The organism is Flavobacterium chungangensis, from assembly GCF_042654045.1.
GTDB lineage: Bacteria > Bacteroidota > Bacteroidia > Flavobacteriales > Flavobacteriaceae > Flavobacterium > Flavobacterium chungangensis.
The window spans coordinates 1-15,672 of record NZ_JBHSFY010000003.1 but is presented as its reverse complement, the minus strand read 5'-3'; the positions used below and the strand labels follow the sequence as shown (position 1 = coordinate 15,672).

Sequence of the window (15,672 nt, the reverse complement as noted above, 5' to 3'; positions counted from 1 at the left end):
GTTTTTTGTTTCAAGTTTTAGGTTTCAAGTTTCAAGTTGCTATAGAGAACTTGAAACCTGAAACCTGAAACCAAAATAACTTTTATTAATCTGCTATATTAGGGTTTAACCATTTCATGGCGTAATCTGTGGAGACATTACGTCGTTTGGCGTAATCTACTACCTGATCTTCTTTTATTTTTCCGAGTCCGAAATATCGGCTTTTTGGATTTCCAAAATAATATCCTGAAACCGAAGAGGCCGGCCACATCGCCATACTTTCTGTCAGGGTAACTCCAATTTCTTCGGCTACATTTAAAAGCTTCCAAATCGTTGGTTTTTCCAAGTGATCAGGACAAGCCGGATAACCTGGCGCTGGACGAATTCCTTTATAATTTTCCTTAATCAATTCTTCATTGGTTAAAGATTCTTCGCTGTCATAACCCCAAAAATCTTTACGAACTCTCTCGTGAAGATATTCGGCGAAAGCCTCAGCAAAACGATCGGCAAGTGCTTTCACCATAATCGAATTATAATCGTCTAAATTCTTTTCATATTCCGCAGCCCATTCATCTACACCAAAACCTGTGGTTACGCAAAACGCTCCCATATAATCTTCAATTCCGCTTTCTTTTGGTAGAATAAAATCGGCTAAAGCAATGTTTGGAGCACCTTTTGTTTTTTGTGACTGCTGACGAAGCGTTAAGAATTTCTCTAAAACTTTTCCGTTTTCATCACGCAATTCAATATCGTCGTCGTCAACCTGATTCGCAGGGAAAATTCCGTAAATACCCTTTGCTTTTAGTTTTTTCTCTTCTAAAATCACTTTAAGCATCGCCTGAGCATCTTTAAAAACAGATGTTGCTTGTTCGCCCACAACCTCATCGGTTAAAATCGCTGGATATTTTCCGTACAATTCCCAAGTCTGGAAAAATGGCGTCCAGTCGATATACGGAACCAAAACATCCAGTTCTATTTCTATAGTCTGTGCGCCAATTACTTTTGGTTTAGTTGGTGTGTATTCCGACCAATCCAATGATAATTTGTTTTTACGGGCATCTTCAATCGTCAGGAAGTTTTTATCTCTTGAACGATTTAAGAACGTTTCTCTAAACGAATCGTATTCTGCACGAATATCTGCCGCATATATTTTTCGGTTATGATCTAACAGATTTCCTGCAACAGTAACAGCTCTCGAAGCATCGTTTACGTGAATTACAGTTTCTCTATATTGAGGCGCAATTTTCACGGCTGTATGCGCACGCGAAGTGGTTGCCCCGCCAATCATAATCGGGATTTTAATATTTTGTTTGTCTAATTCTTTGGCTAAATATACCATTTCGTCAAGCGAAGGCGTGATCAATCCGCTTAATCCGATGATATCTACTTCATGTTCAATCGCCGCTGCAATAATTTTTTCCGGAGGCACCATAACACCTAGATCGACAATCTCGTAATTGTTACAAGCCAAAACCACCGAAACGATGTTTTTACCAATATCGTGAACGTCACCTTTTACGGTTGCCATCAAGATTTTTCCGTTTCCTTGTTTGTCTCCGGCTTGTTTGCTCGCTTCGATAAATGGCAATAAATAAGCCACGGCTTTTTTCATTACACGAGCCGATTTTACTACCTGAGGCAGGAACATTTTTCCGCTTCCAAATAAATCTCCAACCACATTCATTCCCGTCATCAAATTGATTTCGATAACTTCGATTGGTTTTGTTGCTGCCAAACGTGCTTCTTCAACATCTTCTTCAATAAAAGCATCGATTCCTTTTACCAATGAATGTGTAATACGTTCCTGAACGGTTCCAAAACGCCATTCCTGAACCGTTTTTTCATCGCTTTTTGCTTCACCTTTTACACTTTCGGCAAAATCTAAGAGGCGTTCAGTAGCATCATCACGTCTATCTAAAATAACGTCTTCAACGTATTCTAATAAGTCTTTCGGAATATCATCATAAATCGTCAGCATTTCTGGATTTACGATTCCCATCGTCATTCCGTTTTTAATCGCGTGGTATAAAAACACAGAGTGCATTGCTTCACGAACCGTATCGTTTCCTCTAAAAGAAAACGAAACGTTACTTACTCCACCGCTGATGTGCGCATGAGGAAGATTTTCTCGAACCCATTTTGTTCCTCTAAAGAAATCTAAAGCGTTCAATCTATGCTCTTCCATTCCCGTTGCAACTGGGAAAATATTTAAATCGAAAATAATATCCTGTGGAGGGAACCCCACTTTGTTCACCAAAATATCATACGAACGCTGGCAAATCTCCACTCTACGATCGTAATTATCCGCCTGACCAACTTCGTCAAATGCCATAACAATAGCAGCTGCTCCGTAACGTTTGATTAATTTGGCGTGGTGAATAAAGGCTTCTTCTCCTTCCTTTAACGAAATCGAGTTTACAACGCTTTTTCCTTGTACTACTTTTAGACCTGCTTCAATGATTTCCCATTTCGAACTGTCGATCATAATTGGCACTCTCGAAATGTCTGGTTCTGCAGCAATTAAATTCAAAAATTTAGTCATTGCATTAACACCATCAAGCATTCCCTCATCCATATTAATGTCGATGATTTGTGCTCCTCCTTCTACCTGCTGTCTTGCAATATCAAGTGCCTCGTCATATTTCTCTTCCTTGATTAATCTCAAGAATTTTCTTGAACCTGTTACATTCGTACGCTCACCAACATTCACGAAAACACTTTCGGGCGTAATAATTAACGGTTCTAATCCTGATAATACAAGGTCTCTTCTTTTTTCTGTCATTTCTTTTTTAAGTTACTGAGATTCTAAGATGCTTAGATTCTGAGTTTTTTTATTCTATTTCTTTCCTGCAAGGTTTTTAAAACCTTGTAGATATTCATGTTTATTATTTTGGGCGTGCTTCGCCGCGGCGAACCGGGCTATCCGTTACAAGTCCTCGTCTCGTCAAAAGACTAGACTGTGGGCTTTTCTCTTCTATCCTTCACACAAACTTGGTTTCATAAGAAATCGCTTTCCTACTTCTATTATTTATATTCATAATCTGATTTTGACAATTCTTGAATTTCTTCCTTTTTATAAAGAATTTCCCAAATCATTTTATATAAATCTAAAAAAGGTTTTGCTTTCTTTTCATTCATTTCACTCGTATGTCCCGTATAGTAACTTACAGGTTTTTTATTTCCATTTGCGAAAACTACAATGCTCTTTTGAAAACTAGGATTTGTAATCCATATTGTATCATTAACATTCGGTTCAAACAAAATCGGCATTTCAAAAAATTTAACCCTTATAATGAATTCATATATCCTTTCTTTTTCTTCTCTTGTCAATTCTACTTTAATAGTTTTTTCTCCATCATGATAATCTCTGTAAAAGCTATTATATTGAGAATTATAACTGTCAGTTGCGCCATTATTAATTGTAAAATAAAAATCAGAGGGTATTTCTTGTATAACTTTTGATGAAGATTCTTCACTTTGGAAACCAAACAAGCCAAAAAGTATAAATACAATTGATATTATTCTTAATTGCCTCATCACCAATAGTTTTTTAGTTAAGAAAAAACAGGCGCCACTCTCGGCTTATAATCCTTAGCAACCTCAGCCATTAATCGAATATGATCTGGCGTTGTTCCGCAACAACCACCGATGATATTGATTAAATTATCCTCTAAATATTCTTTAATGAAAGCCTGTGTTTGTTCTGGTGTTTCATCGTATTGTCCGAAAGCGTTTGGCAATCCTGCATTTGGATGTGCCGAAACATTAAAACTTGTATTATGTGCTAATGTTTTTAAGTATGGTTTCAACAAATCGGCTCCAAGAGCGCAATTGAATCCTACGCTTAATAACGGAATATGCGAAACTGAGATCAAAAACGCTTCAACTGTCTGTCCAGAAAGTGTTCTTCCTGAAGCATCTGTAATTGTTCCTGAAACCATGATTGGAATATCTATATTGCGTTCTTCTTTTACTTCTTCGATTGCAAAAAGTGCGGCTTTTGCGTTTAATGTATCGAAGATTGTTTCTACTAAAAGCAAATCACAACCGCCATCCATTAAAGCTTCTGCTTGTTGTTTGTAAGCAATTCGTAAATCGTCAAACGTTACGGCTCTGTAACCTGGATCGTTTACATCTGGCGACATACTTGCTGTACGGTTGGTTGGTCCAATTGAACCGGCTACGAAACGTGGTTTTTCTGGATTTTTTGCGGTAAACTCATCGGCTACTTGTCTTGCGATTTTTGCCGATTCGTAGTTTAACTCGTAAACCAAATCTTCCATATGATAATCGGCCATACCGATTGTTGTTCCAGAGAAAGTATTGGTTTCTACAATGTCAGCACCAGCTTCATAATAAGCGGCATGAACATCGCGGATTGCTTGTGGTTGTGTTAGGGATAGTAAATCGTTGTTTCCTTTTAACGGATGCGGAAAATCTTTGAAACGCTCTCCTCTGAAATCTTCTTCGGAGAAATTATAGCGTTGCAACATTGTTCCCATTGCTCCATCAAGGATTAGGATATTCTTTTTTATTGCTTCTTGAATTGTAATTGCCATGTTTTTTTGTTTTAGCTGCTAAGACGCTAAGGTTCTAAGATGCTAAGTTTTTTTTATTATGATTGTGAAGTTTAAACCTAACAGGTTTTAAAAACCTGTTAGGTTTGCTTCGGATATTTTTTTCACATTAATTCCAAAAGTGCACTATTGCTGGCTCATTAGCCCCGATTGAAGTGGAAATTATTTTGTCCGCCGCGGCGGACAAAATGATTGCAACGAAAAGCGGGAACTATTGACTGCAAAAATGCGCCAATGATTCGCTCCTTACTGAATTGCTTCAGTAAATATTATATGTTATCGAGAAAAGTTTTGAGAAATACGAGTATGTATTTGTGTTATCTATCTTTAATACTGGAAAATGTTGTATAAAGTAGAATTTAGCACCTTCTTTATGATAAAGGGTTGCTAAGGTTTCATCGGGTCTATCCCTCCGCCTTTCGTGATAACTGACAATAATTTTAAGAACAGTGCAAAGGTATGAAATAGGCTTTCTATTTGCAAATGTTTTTTTTTAAGATGCTGAGAGGCTAAGATACTGAGATTCTAAGTTTTTATCTTTTACGTGATTTAGCTCCAGAGGAGCATAATATTTATAGAAAAAAGACAAGCACAACACAAGAGCTCCAGCGGAGCGAAATATATTTCGCTCCGCTGGAGCTCTTGCCCAAACGAATAATTTCTTTTCTATAAATATGTCATCCCTCTGTGATTAATAAAAAAGCTAAACCTGTTTTTCTAATATAGCCCGTGGTTTCAACCACGGGAAACGTATTGTGATAATCCGTTTTGTTTTGTTGTCATGTAAATTGATTGTGCGTTGTGTCTATACGTTGTGTTCCAGTGGTTGAAACCACTGGCTATGTTTGAATATGTTTTATAAAAAAAAGCTCAAACTTTAAAAAAGTTTGAGCTTCATATATAAAATCTTAGTGTCTTAGAAACTAAGAATCTTAGCAACTTAAACAATTGCCTTCACAACCGCTTTTGGAGCTTCTTTACGAGTTCCGTCGAAACCGTCTACTCCTGAAACTGTTGTATATTTCAATACGTATTTTTTACCTGGATTGATGATTCCGTATGCAGCTTGGCACATTAAAGTTGCTTCGTGGAAACCACAAAGGATTAACTTTAATTTTCCTGGGTATGTATTTACGTCTCCAATAGCGAAGATTCCCGGAATGTTAGTTTGGTAATCTAATGCATTGTTTACTTTAATTGCATTTTTCTCGATTTCTAATCCCCAGTCTCCAATTGGACCTAATTTTGGTGTTAATCCGAAAAGCGGAATGAAATAGTCGCAGTCAATTTTACGGTGTGCGCCGTTTTCTTCGATATCTAGTGACTCAACGTGCTCAGCACCATTGATTCCGATAACTTCTGCCGGAGTGATTAATTTGATTTTTCCAGCTGATTTTAATTCCTGTACTTTTTCTACAGAATCTAAAGCTCCTCTAAATTCGTTTCTTCTGTGAATCAAAGTTACTTCTGAAGCTACGTTTGCTAAGAAGATACTCCAGTCTAGTGCTGAATCTCCTCCTCCTGCAATAACAACTCTTTTATCTCTGAATTTCTCAGGATTTTTGATGAAGTACTTTACTCCTTTATCTTCATAAAACTCGATATCTTCGATAAGTGGTTTACGAGGCTCGAAACTTCCTAAACCTCCAGCGATTGCAATAACTGGCGCGTGGAATTTAGTTCCTTTGTTTGATGTTACAATGAAAGTTCCGTCTTCCTGTTTTTCAACTGTTTCAGCACGTTCTCCTAAAGTAAAACCTGGTTCAAATTGTTTGATTTGCTCCATTAATCCGTCAACTAAATCTCCTGCTAATACTTCTGGAAATCCAGGAATATCATAAATTGGCTTTTTTGGATATAACTCTGATAGCTGTCCTCCTGGTTGTGGAAGAGCATCTAAAATGTGGCATTTTAATTTTAACAATCCTGCCTCGAATACGGCAAATAAACCTGTTGGGCCTGCTCCAATTATAAGTATATCTGTTTTAATCATTATGTTGTTGTTTATAATCATTCTTAATAACGCAAAGAAACGAATAAATCCTTGTACTTTCAATGATTTTTATCATTAATTTCTTTCCGAAACTTTTTTACTCTTTATTTTTTAATGAATCGGTTATCTCATTCATTCGTTTAACCTTTTCTTCAAAATTGCCTTTTAAGGTTTTTCGGTATTCGTTCAGATTCTCAACCATTTGGTTGATATCCTCAGGAATTACTTCTTCAAAAAACTCCCGAAGCCTTTTGGCTGTTGTCGGTGATTTTCCGTTGGTTGAAATGGCAATTTTCACATTTCCTTTTGTTACGATTCCGCCCAAATAATAATCACATAAATCTGGTGTATCGGCTATATTGCAAATCAAATAACGTTTTCTCGCCAAATCGTAAACCTTTTTATTTACTTTCAAATCGTCTGTACAGGCAATTACCATGTGACGCTTTTTGAGCATTTTCTTTTTAAACTTCGATTCCGTCAATTTAATCGAAGGATGTTTTTCGGCCAGAACTTTTATTTCTAAATGAAATTCTTTTGCCACTACCTCAACATTTGCGTTCGGACTTGACTTGAGCAAGAAAGAAAGCTTTTCCAGACCTACATTTCCTCCGCCTACAATTAGTACATTTAAATTGTGAAGCTTTAGAAATATTGGATATAATTCGTTTTGTTCCATTTTAATTTATTTTCATCCACTCAAAGTTAGAATAACCAATGAGATGTTCCTAACGGAACATTATTATTAATTGGAAACATTTTTTTCTACCGATCAGATGTTCCTAACGGAACATATAAATTCTAACGAATTTCTTCTTTTGATAGAAATTCTTCGTAAAATCCTTTTAGTTTATTGCTTTCGCGGACAACCTCGCCTAAAACAATAATGGCTGGTGAACCTAATTCTTTTTCTTTTACAACTTCTAAAATTGAATCAACTGTTCCAACTCCAACTTTTTCTTCTGCTGTTGTTCCATTTTGAATGATTGCAACTGGTAAATTTCCTTTATCTTCTTTTTGAAACAAATCGATGATTTGAGGCAATTTGTGCATTCCCATCAATATTACAACCGTTGCAGATGATTGCGCTGCCAAAGCTACATCTGAAGATAATTTTCTATCAGAAGTTGTTCCTGTAATCGCCCAAAAGCTTTCTGAAATGCCGCGCTTTGTAATCGAAATTCCCTGACTTGCAGGAACGGCAACTACCGATGAAATTCCGGGAACTACAATTGTTTCAATTCCGAAACTTTCTGCAAATTCCACTTCTTCGCTTCCTCTTCCAAAAATAAACGGATCTCCGCCTTTTAATCGAACTACATGTCCGTACGTTAAAGCATTATCCACAATCAATTGATTGATTTGATCCTGCGTATAAGCATGATTTCCGATTCTTTTTCCAACAAAAATTCGAATTGCATTTTTAGGCGCGTAGTCCAGAATTTCTTCGTTGGCCAAAGCGTCGTATAAAACCACATTTGCTTCAGCCAATGCTTTTACAGCTTTTAGCGTAAGTAAATCGGGATCGCCCGGACCTGCACCGACTAAAGTTATTTTGGGTTTTATATTATGCATTTGCTAATTCCTGTGCTCTGAAAGTTTCGATTTTGTCAAAGAAAACTGTTGCTTGTGCAATGTAATCTTTAGCGAAAGCTTCAGATGGTTCATTTTTATTGATTTGGTAAACCAAGTCTTTAAAAGTTGAGTTTAATTCAATTTTATTAGTATCGATAAAAACAGTATCAAACAAGTCTACAATTCCTGCATGATGATTTGTTTTTTGGTTTTCTGACAATAACAAAGCTTTTGCTCCATTTACAAATCCTGCATAAGCATGATAAATAGCATCTGACCATTTTTTCTCGTCGAATGATTCCTGAGCCAAGAACAATTTCTCTTTAGCTTCAAACAATAATGTTGCTACTAAATCGATCACAACTCCAGCACATTCTCCAACTCCAACTGCTTTTACGTAATTGTCTGCATTACCCCAATCTACAAAATCAGCTTCTGTTAAATTGGTTACATCTGCATAAGGCTTTAAGATTTCGTAGAAATATTTTTCTCCTTTTGCATCATAATAATCTAGGAATTTTTGCCCGCTTCCGTTAGCATCAAAATCATTTAAAATGGTACGCAACGCATCAGGACCTCTACGACTCGGTACTTTGATTACTTTATCAGCAAAACGTCCCGCTCCGTTTCCTAATCTTCCTCCACCTAATAAAACTTGTAAAGCCGGAGCAACCAATTTTCCTGAGTTGATAGACATTCCTTGGAATCCAATTGCAGACATATTATGTTGTCCGCAGGCATTCATACAGCCCGAAATTTTAATTTCGATTTCGCGGTTGTTTAAATACTGAGGATATTCTGCCGTTAAAACTCTTTCTAATTCTTCTGCAATACCGGTACTACTTGCAATCCCCAAATTACAAGTATCAGTACCCGGACATGCCGTAATATCTCCAACTGAATTATATCCTAATTGAACAAAATCCAACTTGGCTAATTCTTGGTAAAAGAATGGTAAATTCTCTTCTTTTACGTGACGTATTACAATATTTTGACGCAATGAAAAACGTAATTCATTTGCTGCGTAATTTTTAATTAAAGTGGCTAATAATCTGGCTTTATCAGTATAAAAATCACCTAATAAAACTTTGATTCCGATAGCATAATAACCGTCTTGTTTCTGCTTGATTACATTCGATTTTTTCCAAGCTTCATAAGCCGCAGTATCTTCGATTGTAACTTGTGGAACTTCTAATAATGGTTCTGCAATTGGTCCATCAAAAGCGGTTGTATCAATTTCGTATGTTTCAAAAGCGATCGCTTTTTTCTCTTTTTCAACCAAATCAAGGAAAGCATCTTTCCCCATTTCTTTGATTAAGAATTTCATACGCGCTTTCATTCTTTTTGCACGTTCTCCGTATCTATCGAAAATACGAATGATTCCTTCTGCTGTTGGAATGATTTCGTTAACTGGAACAAATTCTGAAAGCAATTCAGCATGCGCTGGCTGAGATCCTAAACCTCCACCAAACATGATTTTGAAACCTTTTTGTCCGTCTTTAATTTTTGGAATAAATCCTAAATCGTGTAAATAACTCAAAGCGGTATCTTCGTCTGAAGATGAGAACGAAATTTTGAATTTACGTCCCATTTCCTGACAGATTGGGTTTCTTAACAAATATTGAAAAAGTCCATGTGCATAAGGCGAAACATCAAATGGTTCGTTTACGTCAACACCCGCTAATTCGCTTCCTGTAATATTTCTAACTGTGTTTCCACAAGCTTCACGAAGCGTAATATCGTCTTTAGCCAAATCTGCCCAAAGTTCTGGTGTTCTGTCTAAACTCACATAGTGAATCTGGATATCCTGACGTGTTGTAATATGCAAACGCCCTGTAGAATATTCATCAGAAACTTGTGTAATACGTACTAATTGCTCGCTGGTAACTTTACCATAAGGCAATTTGATACGAATCATTTGAACGCCTTCTTGACGCTGACCATAAATTCCACGCGCTAAACGAAGACTACGAAAACGCTCATCATCAATTTTTCCTCCACGGAATAAATGAATCTTTTTTTCTAATTCGATAATCTCCTTCTGAACTACCGGATTTTCTATTTCTGTTCTAAAACTTTCCATTTTCTTTTTCTTGCTTTAGGCTTTAAGCTATAGGCTATAAGCTTTTTAAACTTTGTGTCTTCACTCTTTTAAGCTTAAGGCTTATTGCTTAAAGCTTATAGCAGGTTTACCTAATAAATCCTACTCCTGCTGTTGTGTTTGTTGCTGTATCAATTAAGATGAAAGCTCCGTTTGATTTGTTTTCGTTGTATGAATCAAAATATAACGGTTTGCTTAATTTGATCGTTACTTCTCCAATTTCGTTAATAGCTAATTGTGAAGCTTCTGTCGTTCCTGAGTAATCTGTTGCAATTGTATTTTTAATGCTTTCTACTTTTGCTAAAACTCTGTTTGTATTATGCTGTACTAAATATTTTGTTCCTGGAACCAGTTTTTTACTGTCCATCCAGCAAACTGTTGTGGTAATATCTTTTTCAATTTTAGGAAGCTCGCTTGATTTTACAATCATATCACCTCTTGTTACATTGATATCATTTTCTAATTCGATTGTAATTGAAGAACCTGCAACGGCTTCATCAAATGTTTTATCGAAAAAGTGAATTTTAGATACTTTTGATTCGGTTAAAGAAGGAAGAACCGTTACAGCATCTCCAACTTTAATTGAGTTTCCGTATAATTTACCAGCGTAACCTCTAAAATCGTGGTATTCTTCTGTTTTTGGACGAATAACGGTTTGAATTGGGAAACGTGCTTTTCCAGCTTCAAAAACATCAGAAGCATGTAATCCTTCTAAATGTTCCAATACTGTTTGACCATCATACCAAGGCATATTTTCAGATTTGTCAACTACATTTCCACCATTGATTGCACTTAACGGAATGTAACTTACATTTTGTTCCTTGAAAGTACTTTTTGCATTTAATGCCTGAAAATCGGCTTTGATTTTATTGAAAACTTCTTCAGAATAATCAACTAAATCCATTTTATTAATGGCAACAATTACCTCTTTTACTCTCAATAAATTATTGATGAAAAAGTGACGGTAAGTCTGCTCGATAACTCCTTTTCTGGCATCAATTAAAATGATAGAAACCTGAGAAGTTGAAGCTCCTGTAACCATGTTTCTAGTATATTCTACGTGCCCTGGAGTATCGGCAATAATGTAACTTTTCTTTGCAGTCGAAAAATAAATGTGCGCAACATCAATCGTGATTCCTTGTTCTCTTTCTGCTACTAAACCATCAGTTGCCAGAGAAAAATCAAGATAATCGTATCCTTTTTGTTTACTACTTTTTTCGATTGCTTCTATCTTATCAGTCGTCAATGATTTTGTATCGTACAATAATCTCCCAATCAAAGTACTTTTTCCGTCATCTACACTTCCTGCTGTTGCTATTTTTAAAACGTCCATTCTGTAATATTTTGTTTCAGGTTTAATTTTTTTGTTTCAGGTTTCAAGTTGCTTGTCTTTGAACTAAAATTTAAATCTGTATGTTTTTGTTTTCTTGATTTTTACTTCTAAAATTCCGTCCCGAATTGCATTTACAATTAACAATTCATCATTAACAATTATTAAAAGTATCCTTGTTGTTTTCTCTTTTCCATTGCAGCTTCCGAACGTTTATCATCAATTCTGGCTCCTCTTTCAGAAATGGTTGATGATCTGATTTCTCCAACTACTTCTTCGATTGTTGCTGCGTAAGATTCAACAGCTGCTGTACAGCTCATATCTCCAACGGTTCTGAAGCGAACAATTCTTTCTTCGATTTGTTCGTCTTCTTCTTGGTACACAAAAGGAGAATGCGACCAGATTAAACCGTCTCTCAAAAAAACTTTTCTTTTATGTGAGAAGTAGATTGATGGAATCTCGATATTTTCTTTTTCGATATAACTCCAAACATCTAATTCTGTCCAGTTTGAAATTGGGAAAACACGAACGTTTTGTCCATTTTCAATTTTTCCATTCAAAATATCAAACAATTCTGGTCTCTGATTTTTTTCGTCCCATTGACCGAAATCATCACGAACAGAGAAAATACGTTCTTTTGCTCTTGCTTTTTCTTCATCACGACGTGCACCACCAATACAAGCATCAAACTTAAATTCTTCAATTGCATCCAAAAGTGTTGTAGTCTGCAGGCTGTTACGGCTTGAATATTTTCCAGTTTCTTCAACCACTTTTCCTTCATCAATAGCATCCTGAACATTACGAACGATTAGCTCTAAACCTAATTCTTCTACCAATTTATCTCTGAAAGCAATGGTTTCAGGAAAATTGTGTCCCGTATCAACGTGTAATAGAGGAAACGGAATCTTAGCAGGGAAAAATGCTTTTTGCGCTAAACGCACTAATGTGATAGAATCTTTTCCTCCTGAGAAAAGTAAAACCGGTTTGTCAAACTGTGAAATTACTTCTCTGAAAATGTATATCGCTTCACTCTCTAAAGCGTTTGTTTTTAATACTGAACTCATTGTTTTTTTGTTTGATATTTTTGTTGTGAAAATTTTGTTTCAGGTTTCATGTTTAAAGTTTCAAGTTGCCTGATCTAAAAATCTCCACTCTTTATTCTATAATCTTTATTCTATTCTCTAAAGAAGTCTAGCCTCTTGCTTCTTTCTTCTATCTACTCTTTCTTAGCACTGTGAAGCCCACACTCTTTATGGCTTGATTCCCACCACCATCTTCCGGCTCTGATATCTTCACCTGGGAAAATAGCTCTCGTACAAGGTGCACATCCAATACTTACGAAACCTTGTTTGTGCAATGCATTTTGAGGAACATTGTTTTCTGACAGATACGTTTCAACTTCTTCTAAAGTCCATTTTAGCAACGGATTGAATTTGATGATTTCGAAGTTTCCGTCGTATTCAAACAAACTTAAATCGTGTCTGTTTTCTGATTGTTCTGCTCTTAAACCTGTAATCCAAACTGAGTTTCCTGCCAAAGCTTTTCTTAACGGAACCACTTTTCGAATAAAACAGCACTCTTTTCTGTTTTCAACTGAATCGTAAAAACTGTTGGGCCCTTTTGTTTTCAGAAGATTTTCTACTGAAGCAGCTTCTGGGAAAAAAACTTCGATTGGTCTTTTGTATTTTTTTAATGTTTTATGAAAAACATCGTAAGTTTCCTGAAACAATCTTCCTGTATCTAAAGTAAACACGGTAATATCAGTATTGCTTTTTGCAATAAAATCGGTAATTACCTGATCTTCCTGACCGAAAGATGTCGAAAAAATCACTTTTCCTGGAAACTCTTTTGATAAAAAAACTAAGGTTTCGTCAAGCGAAAGAGCAGCAGTTTTTTCTAATAATTCTTGTACAATAATCGCACTCATAATCTCTCCTTTCTAAAATTATCTTTACAATAATTTAGATAATGTTTTTAAACTCAATAATATAATTAGAACTCCAACCGCAACCATCATTGGTTTTCTTTTGATTCTATTTACCAAATAAGCTGCTATTGGCGCTGAAATAACTCCTCCTAAAATCAATCCGATAATGATCTGCCAACCGTGAATTCCGCCAAAAAGCATGAAAGTAATTCCGCTTGCAAACGAAATGGCAAACTCGGCCGCATTTACAGACCCAATGGTATATTTCGGATTTCTTCCTCTTCCTAACAATGTTGAAGTCACAATTGGCCCCCAGCCTCCTCCTCCAACAGAATCCATGAAACCTCCAAATACTGCTAAAGCACCAAGTTTTTTAGTTTTCTTTTTTACCACGCTTTTTCTCAAAGCTTTTCTGATAATTACAACTGCCAGAATAATCATATAAACCGCAATAAATGGTTTAATAATATCTCCGTCAATAACATCTGATAATAAATAAGCTCCTGTAATTGATCCTAAAACTCCAGGAATCAATAAGTGTTTGACCAATTTTTTATTGATGTTTCCAAAGCGGTGGTGCGAAAGCGCCGATGCTCCAGTTGTAAACATCTCTGAAACGTGAACTGCCGTACTGCTCAAAACTGGCGAAACTCCATAAGCTAATAAAAATGACGTAGAAGTTGCTCCATATCCCATCCCTAAAGCACCATCTACCAATTGAGCAAAAGCACCAATTAAAAAAAACGCTAAAAGATTTTCATCAAGCCCCTGAACGAAACCATCCCATGAAAATTCAGCGTGATGATTATAAATTAATGTAACTGCCAAACCTAACAACAAAACAACAGGTATTACGACCCACAATTTTTCTTTTAATAAAGAATCAGACTTTACTATCGTGTTGTTTAACTTAAGTTCATTTTCCATATTTTAAGAATTGTTTTTGTTCTTAAAAATCCATTACCCTATCGGCTTAGTAGATTACTTTGCAAAAGTACTATATATTTCGAAATATCAAAACAATATATTTACTTTTTTACATAAGCTATCCTCTTATAAACCAAGTTAAAAGAGATTTAAAAAAGAATTAGTGATTATTTTAACAAATTAAATGCTGCCTCTTACTATTTTAACAACATGATCCCATTTTGTGATCCACAAAAATACACATTTAATCTCTACAAAATCTATAGGATAATTATAAAATTGTTATTATTTTAGCGGCAAATAATTTTTCATGGATTTTCAGATCGGTCTTGTAATAGCAGGTTTAGCAGTTGGTTTTATTGTTGGATTAACAGGTGTTGGAGGAGGCTCTTTAATGACTCCTATTTTATTATATTTTGGTATTTCTCCAACAACCGCAGTAGGAACCGATTTACTATACGCTGCTTTTACCAAAGCTGGAGGAGTATTTGTACACAATAAAAAAGGAAACATCAACTGGAAAATTACAGGTTGGCTCACTTTAGGCAGCGTTCCCGCTGCTTTAGTAACTTTATGGATTTTACATAGCATTAAAACCGATATAGAAACTATAAATCGAGTTATTAAGTACAGTTTAGGATGGGCTTTACTGTTTACTTCTATAGCGATAATATTCAAAAAGAAACTTTTAGTTTTTTCTCAAAAACATGCTGGAGATAAATTTCATAGTGAAAGCACTACACAAAACATGCTTACCATTGGAATTGGAGTTTTATTAGGAGCAACCGTAACCTTAACTTCTATTGGCGCTGGAGCATTGGGCACCGTGACTTTATTTTTCCTTTATCCGTTATTACCAACTCCTCGTTTAGTCGGAACCGAAATTGCACACGCTGTTCCTTTAACTTTAGTAGCTGGAATTGGTCATGCTTCTATGGGAAATTTAGATTTAGGATTATTGGGTCAATTATTAATGGGATCACTTCCTGGAATATACATGGGAAGTATGCTAAGCGGAAAAGTGCCTGATCAGTTTCTTAGAAATGCAATCGCAATAATGCTTTTCTTAGCGGGATATAAATTGATTTTTTAAAAACATTAGATAAAAATAAAAAGACCATTTCAAATCTGTAGACTGCACCCAAAAGTTTAGACAAATTAATAACTAAGTTTTATAATAATGAGCTCGATATTGTATCGGGCTCATTGCTTTTAGATTAAGTTTTATTCTGTCATTATTATAATAATTAATATACTCAATAA

13 protein-coding genes and 1 riboswitch are annotated in these 15,672 nt (G+C 35.6%); of the genes, 1 reads left to right on the top strand and 12 read right to left on the bottom strand.

What is annotated here, in order from left to right; translation table 11 throughout:
- Nucleotides 1–85: 85 nt before the first annotated feature.
- From metH to ACFO3N_RS05210, 11 genes are all read right to left on the bottom strand, one after another.
- The gene (metH, locus tag ACFO3N_RS05260; RefSeq protein WP_379795813.1) at nucleotides 86–2,761 is read right to left on the bottom strand and encodes a methionine synthase; all 2,676 of its coding nucleotides are present in this window, start codon (nucleotides 2,759–2,761) and stop codon (nucleotides 86–88) included.
- Between the two features lie 242 nt (nucleotides 2,762–3,003).
- Nucleotides 3,004–3,516, bottom strand: a complete 513-nt coding sequence (locus tag ACFO3N_RS05255) for a hypothetical protein (RefSeq protein WP_379795811.1) — start codon at nucleotides 3,514–3,516, stop codon at nucleotides 3,004–3,006.
- A gap of 17 nt (nucleotides 3,517–3,533) precedes the next feature.
- On the bottom strand, nucleotides 3,534–4,538 hold the full coding sequence (locus ACFO3N_RS05250; RefSeq protein ID WP_379795809.1) for a homocysteine S-methyltransferase family protein: 1,005 nt from the start codon (nucleotides 4,536–4,538) through the stop codon (nucleotides 3,534–3,536).
- A 332-nt stretch (nucleotides 4,539–4,870) separates the two neighbouring features.
- Nucleotides 4,871–4,987: riboswitch (SAM riboswitch) on the bottom strand.
- A 509-nt stretch (nucleotides 4,988–5,496) separates the two neighbouring features.
- A complete protein-coding gene (locus ACFO3N_RS05245; RefSeq protein ID WP_274252254.1) occupies nucleotides 5,497–6,549 on the bottom strand; it encodes an NAD(P)/FAD-dependent oxidoreductase in 1,053 nt (350 codons plus the stop codon).
- A 97-nt stretch (nucleotides 6,550–6,646) separates the two neighbouring features.
- On the bottom strand, nucleotides 6,647–7,228 hold the full coding sequence (locus ACFO3N_RS05240; protein ID WP_320493403.1) for a precorrin-2 dehydrogenase/sirohydrochlorin ferrochelatase family protein: 582 nt from the start codon (nucleotides 7,226–7,228) through the stop codon (nucleotides 6,647–6,649).
- Nucleotides 7,229–7,350: 122 nt separating this feature from the next.
- On the bottom strand, nucleotides 7,351–8,124 hold the full coding sequence (gene cobA, locus ACFO3N_RS05235) for a uroporphyrinogen-III C-methyltransferase (RefSeq protein ID WP_379795807.1): 774 nt from the start codon (nucleotides 8,122–8,124) through the stop codon (nucleotides 7,351–7,353).
- Entirely contained in the window at nucleotides 8,117–10,207 is a 2,091-nt protein-coding gene (locus ACFO3N_RS05230; RefSeq protein ID WP_379795805.1) for a nitrite reductase, read from the bottom strand. Before ACFO3N_RS05230 ends, cobA begins: the two co-directional genes overlap by 8 nt.
- A gap of 106 nt (nucleotides 10,208–10,313) precedes the next feature.
- The gene (locus tag ACFO3N_RS05225) at nucleotides 10,314–11,558 is read right to left on the bottom strand and encodes a sulfate adenylyltransferase subunit 1 (protein ID WP_379795803.1); all 1,245 of its coding nucleotides are present in this window, start codon (nucleotides 11,556–11,558) and stop codon (nucleotides 10,314–10,316) included.
- A 161-nt stretch (nucleotides 11,559–11,719) separates the two neighbouring features.
- Nucleotides 11,720–12,619 carry a sulfate adenylyltransferase subunit CysD gene (gene cysD, locus ACFO3N_RS05220; RefSeq protein WP_012023580.1) on the bottom strand — a complete coding sequence of 300 codons (900 nt, stop codon included), beginning with the start codon at nucleotides 12,617–12,619 and terminating at the stop codon, nucleotides 11,720–11,722.
- 152 nt (nucleotides 12,620–12,771) lie between these two features.
- A complete protein-coding gene (locus tag ACFO3N_RS05215; protein WP_095928066.1) occupies nucleotides 12,772–13,482 on the bottom strand; it encodes a phosphoadenylyl-sulfate reductase in 711 nt (236 codons plus the stop codon).
- A 24-nt stretch (nucleotides 13,483–13,506) separates the two neighbouring features.
- A complete protein-coding gene (locus ACFO3N_RS05210) occupies nucleotides 13,507–14,409 on the bottom strand; it encodes a sulfite exporter TauE/SafE family protein (RefSeq protein WP_379795801.1) in 903 nt (300 codons plus the stop codon).
- 310 nt (nucleotides 14,410–14,719) lie between these two features.
- Here ACFO3N_RS05210 and ACFO3N_RS05205 point away from each other — a divergent pair, with 310 nt between their 5' ends.
- Nucleotides 14,720–15,502 (top strand): sulfite exporter TauE/SafE family protein, encoded by a 783-nt coding sequence (locus tag ACFO3N_RS05205; RefSeq protein WP_379795799.1) that lies wholly within the window; start codon nucleotides 14,720–14,722, stop codon nucleotides 15,500–15,502.
- Between the two features lie 72 nt (nucleotides 15,503–15,574).
- Here ACFO3N_RS05205 and ACFO3N_RS05200 read toward each other — a convergent pair whose 3' ends face one another.
- The gene (locus tag ACFO3N_RS05200) at nucleotides 15,575–15,661 is read right to left on the bottom strand and encodes an IS3 family transposase (RefSeq protein ID WP_379796460.1); all 87 of its coding nucleotides are present in this window, start codon (nucleotides 15,659–15,661) and stop codon (nucleotides 15,575–15,577) included.
- Nucleotides 15,662–15,672 lie beyond the last annotated feature (11 nt).

Bases quoted from the DNA above. Each gene is read 5' to 3' on its own strand.
- ACFO3N_RS05245 (WP_274252254.1), bottom strand. From the start codon at position 6,549: ATGATTAAAACAGATATACTTATAATTGGAGCAGGCCCAACAGGTTTA.
- ACFO3N_RS05255 (WP_379795811.1), bottom strand. From the start codon at position 3,516: ATGAGGCAATTAAGAATAATATCAATTGTATTTATACTTTTTGGCTTG.
- cysD (WP_012023580.1), bottom strand. From the start codon at position 12,619: ATGAGTTCAGTATTAAAAACAAACGCTTTAGAGAGTGAAGCGATATAC.
- ACFO3N_RS05230 (WP_379795805.1), bottom strand. From the start codon at position 10,207: ATGGAAAGTTTTAGAACAGAAATAGAAAATCCGGTAGTTCAGAAGGAG.
- ACFO3N_RS05240 (WP_320493403.1), bottom strand. From the start codon at position 7,228: ATGGAACAAAACGAATTATATCCAATATTTCTAAAGCTTCACAATTTA.
- ACFO3N_RS05215 (WP_095928066.1), bottom strand. From the start codon at position 13,482: ATGAGTGCGATTATTGTACAAGAATTATTAGAAAAAACTGCTGCTCTT.
- ACFO3N_RS05205 (WP_379795799.1), top strand. From the start codon at position 14,720: ATGGATTTTCAGATCGGTCTTGTAATAGCAGGTTTAGCAGTTGGTTTT.
- ACFO3N_RS05225 (WP_379795803.1), bottom strand. From the start codon at position 11,558: ATGGACGTTTTAAAAATAGCAACAGCAGGAAGTGTAGATGACGGAAAA.
- ACFO3N_RS05250 (WP_379795809.1), bottom strand. From the start codon at position 4,538: ATGGCAATTACAATTCAAGAAGCAATAAAAAAGAATATCCTAATCCTT.
- ACFO3N_RS05210 (WP_379795801.1), bottom strand. From the start codon at position 14,409: ATGGAAAATGAACTTAAGTTAAACAACACGATAGTAAAGTCTGATTCT.
- cobA (WP_379795807.1), bottom strand. From the start codon at position 8,124: ATGCATAATATAAAACCCAAAATAACTTTAGTCGGTGCAGGTCCGGGC.
- metH (WP_379795813.1), bottom strand. From the start codon at position 2,761: ATGACAGAAAAAAGAAGAGACCTTGTATTATCAGGATTAGAACCGTTA.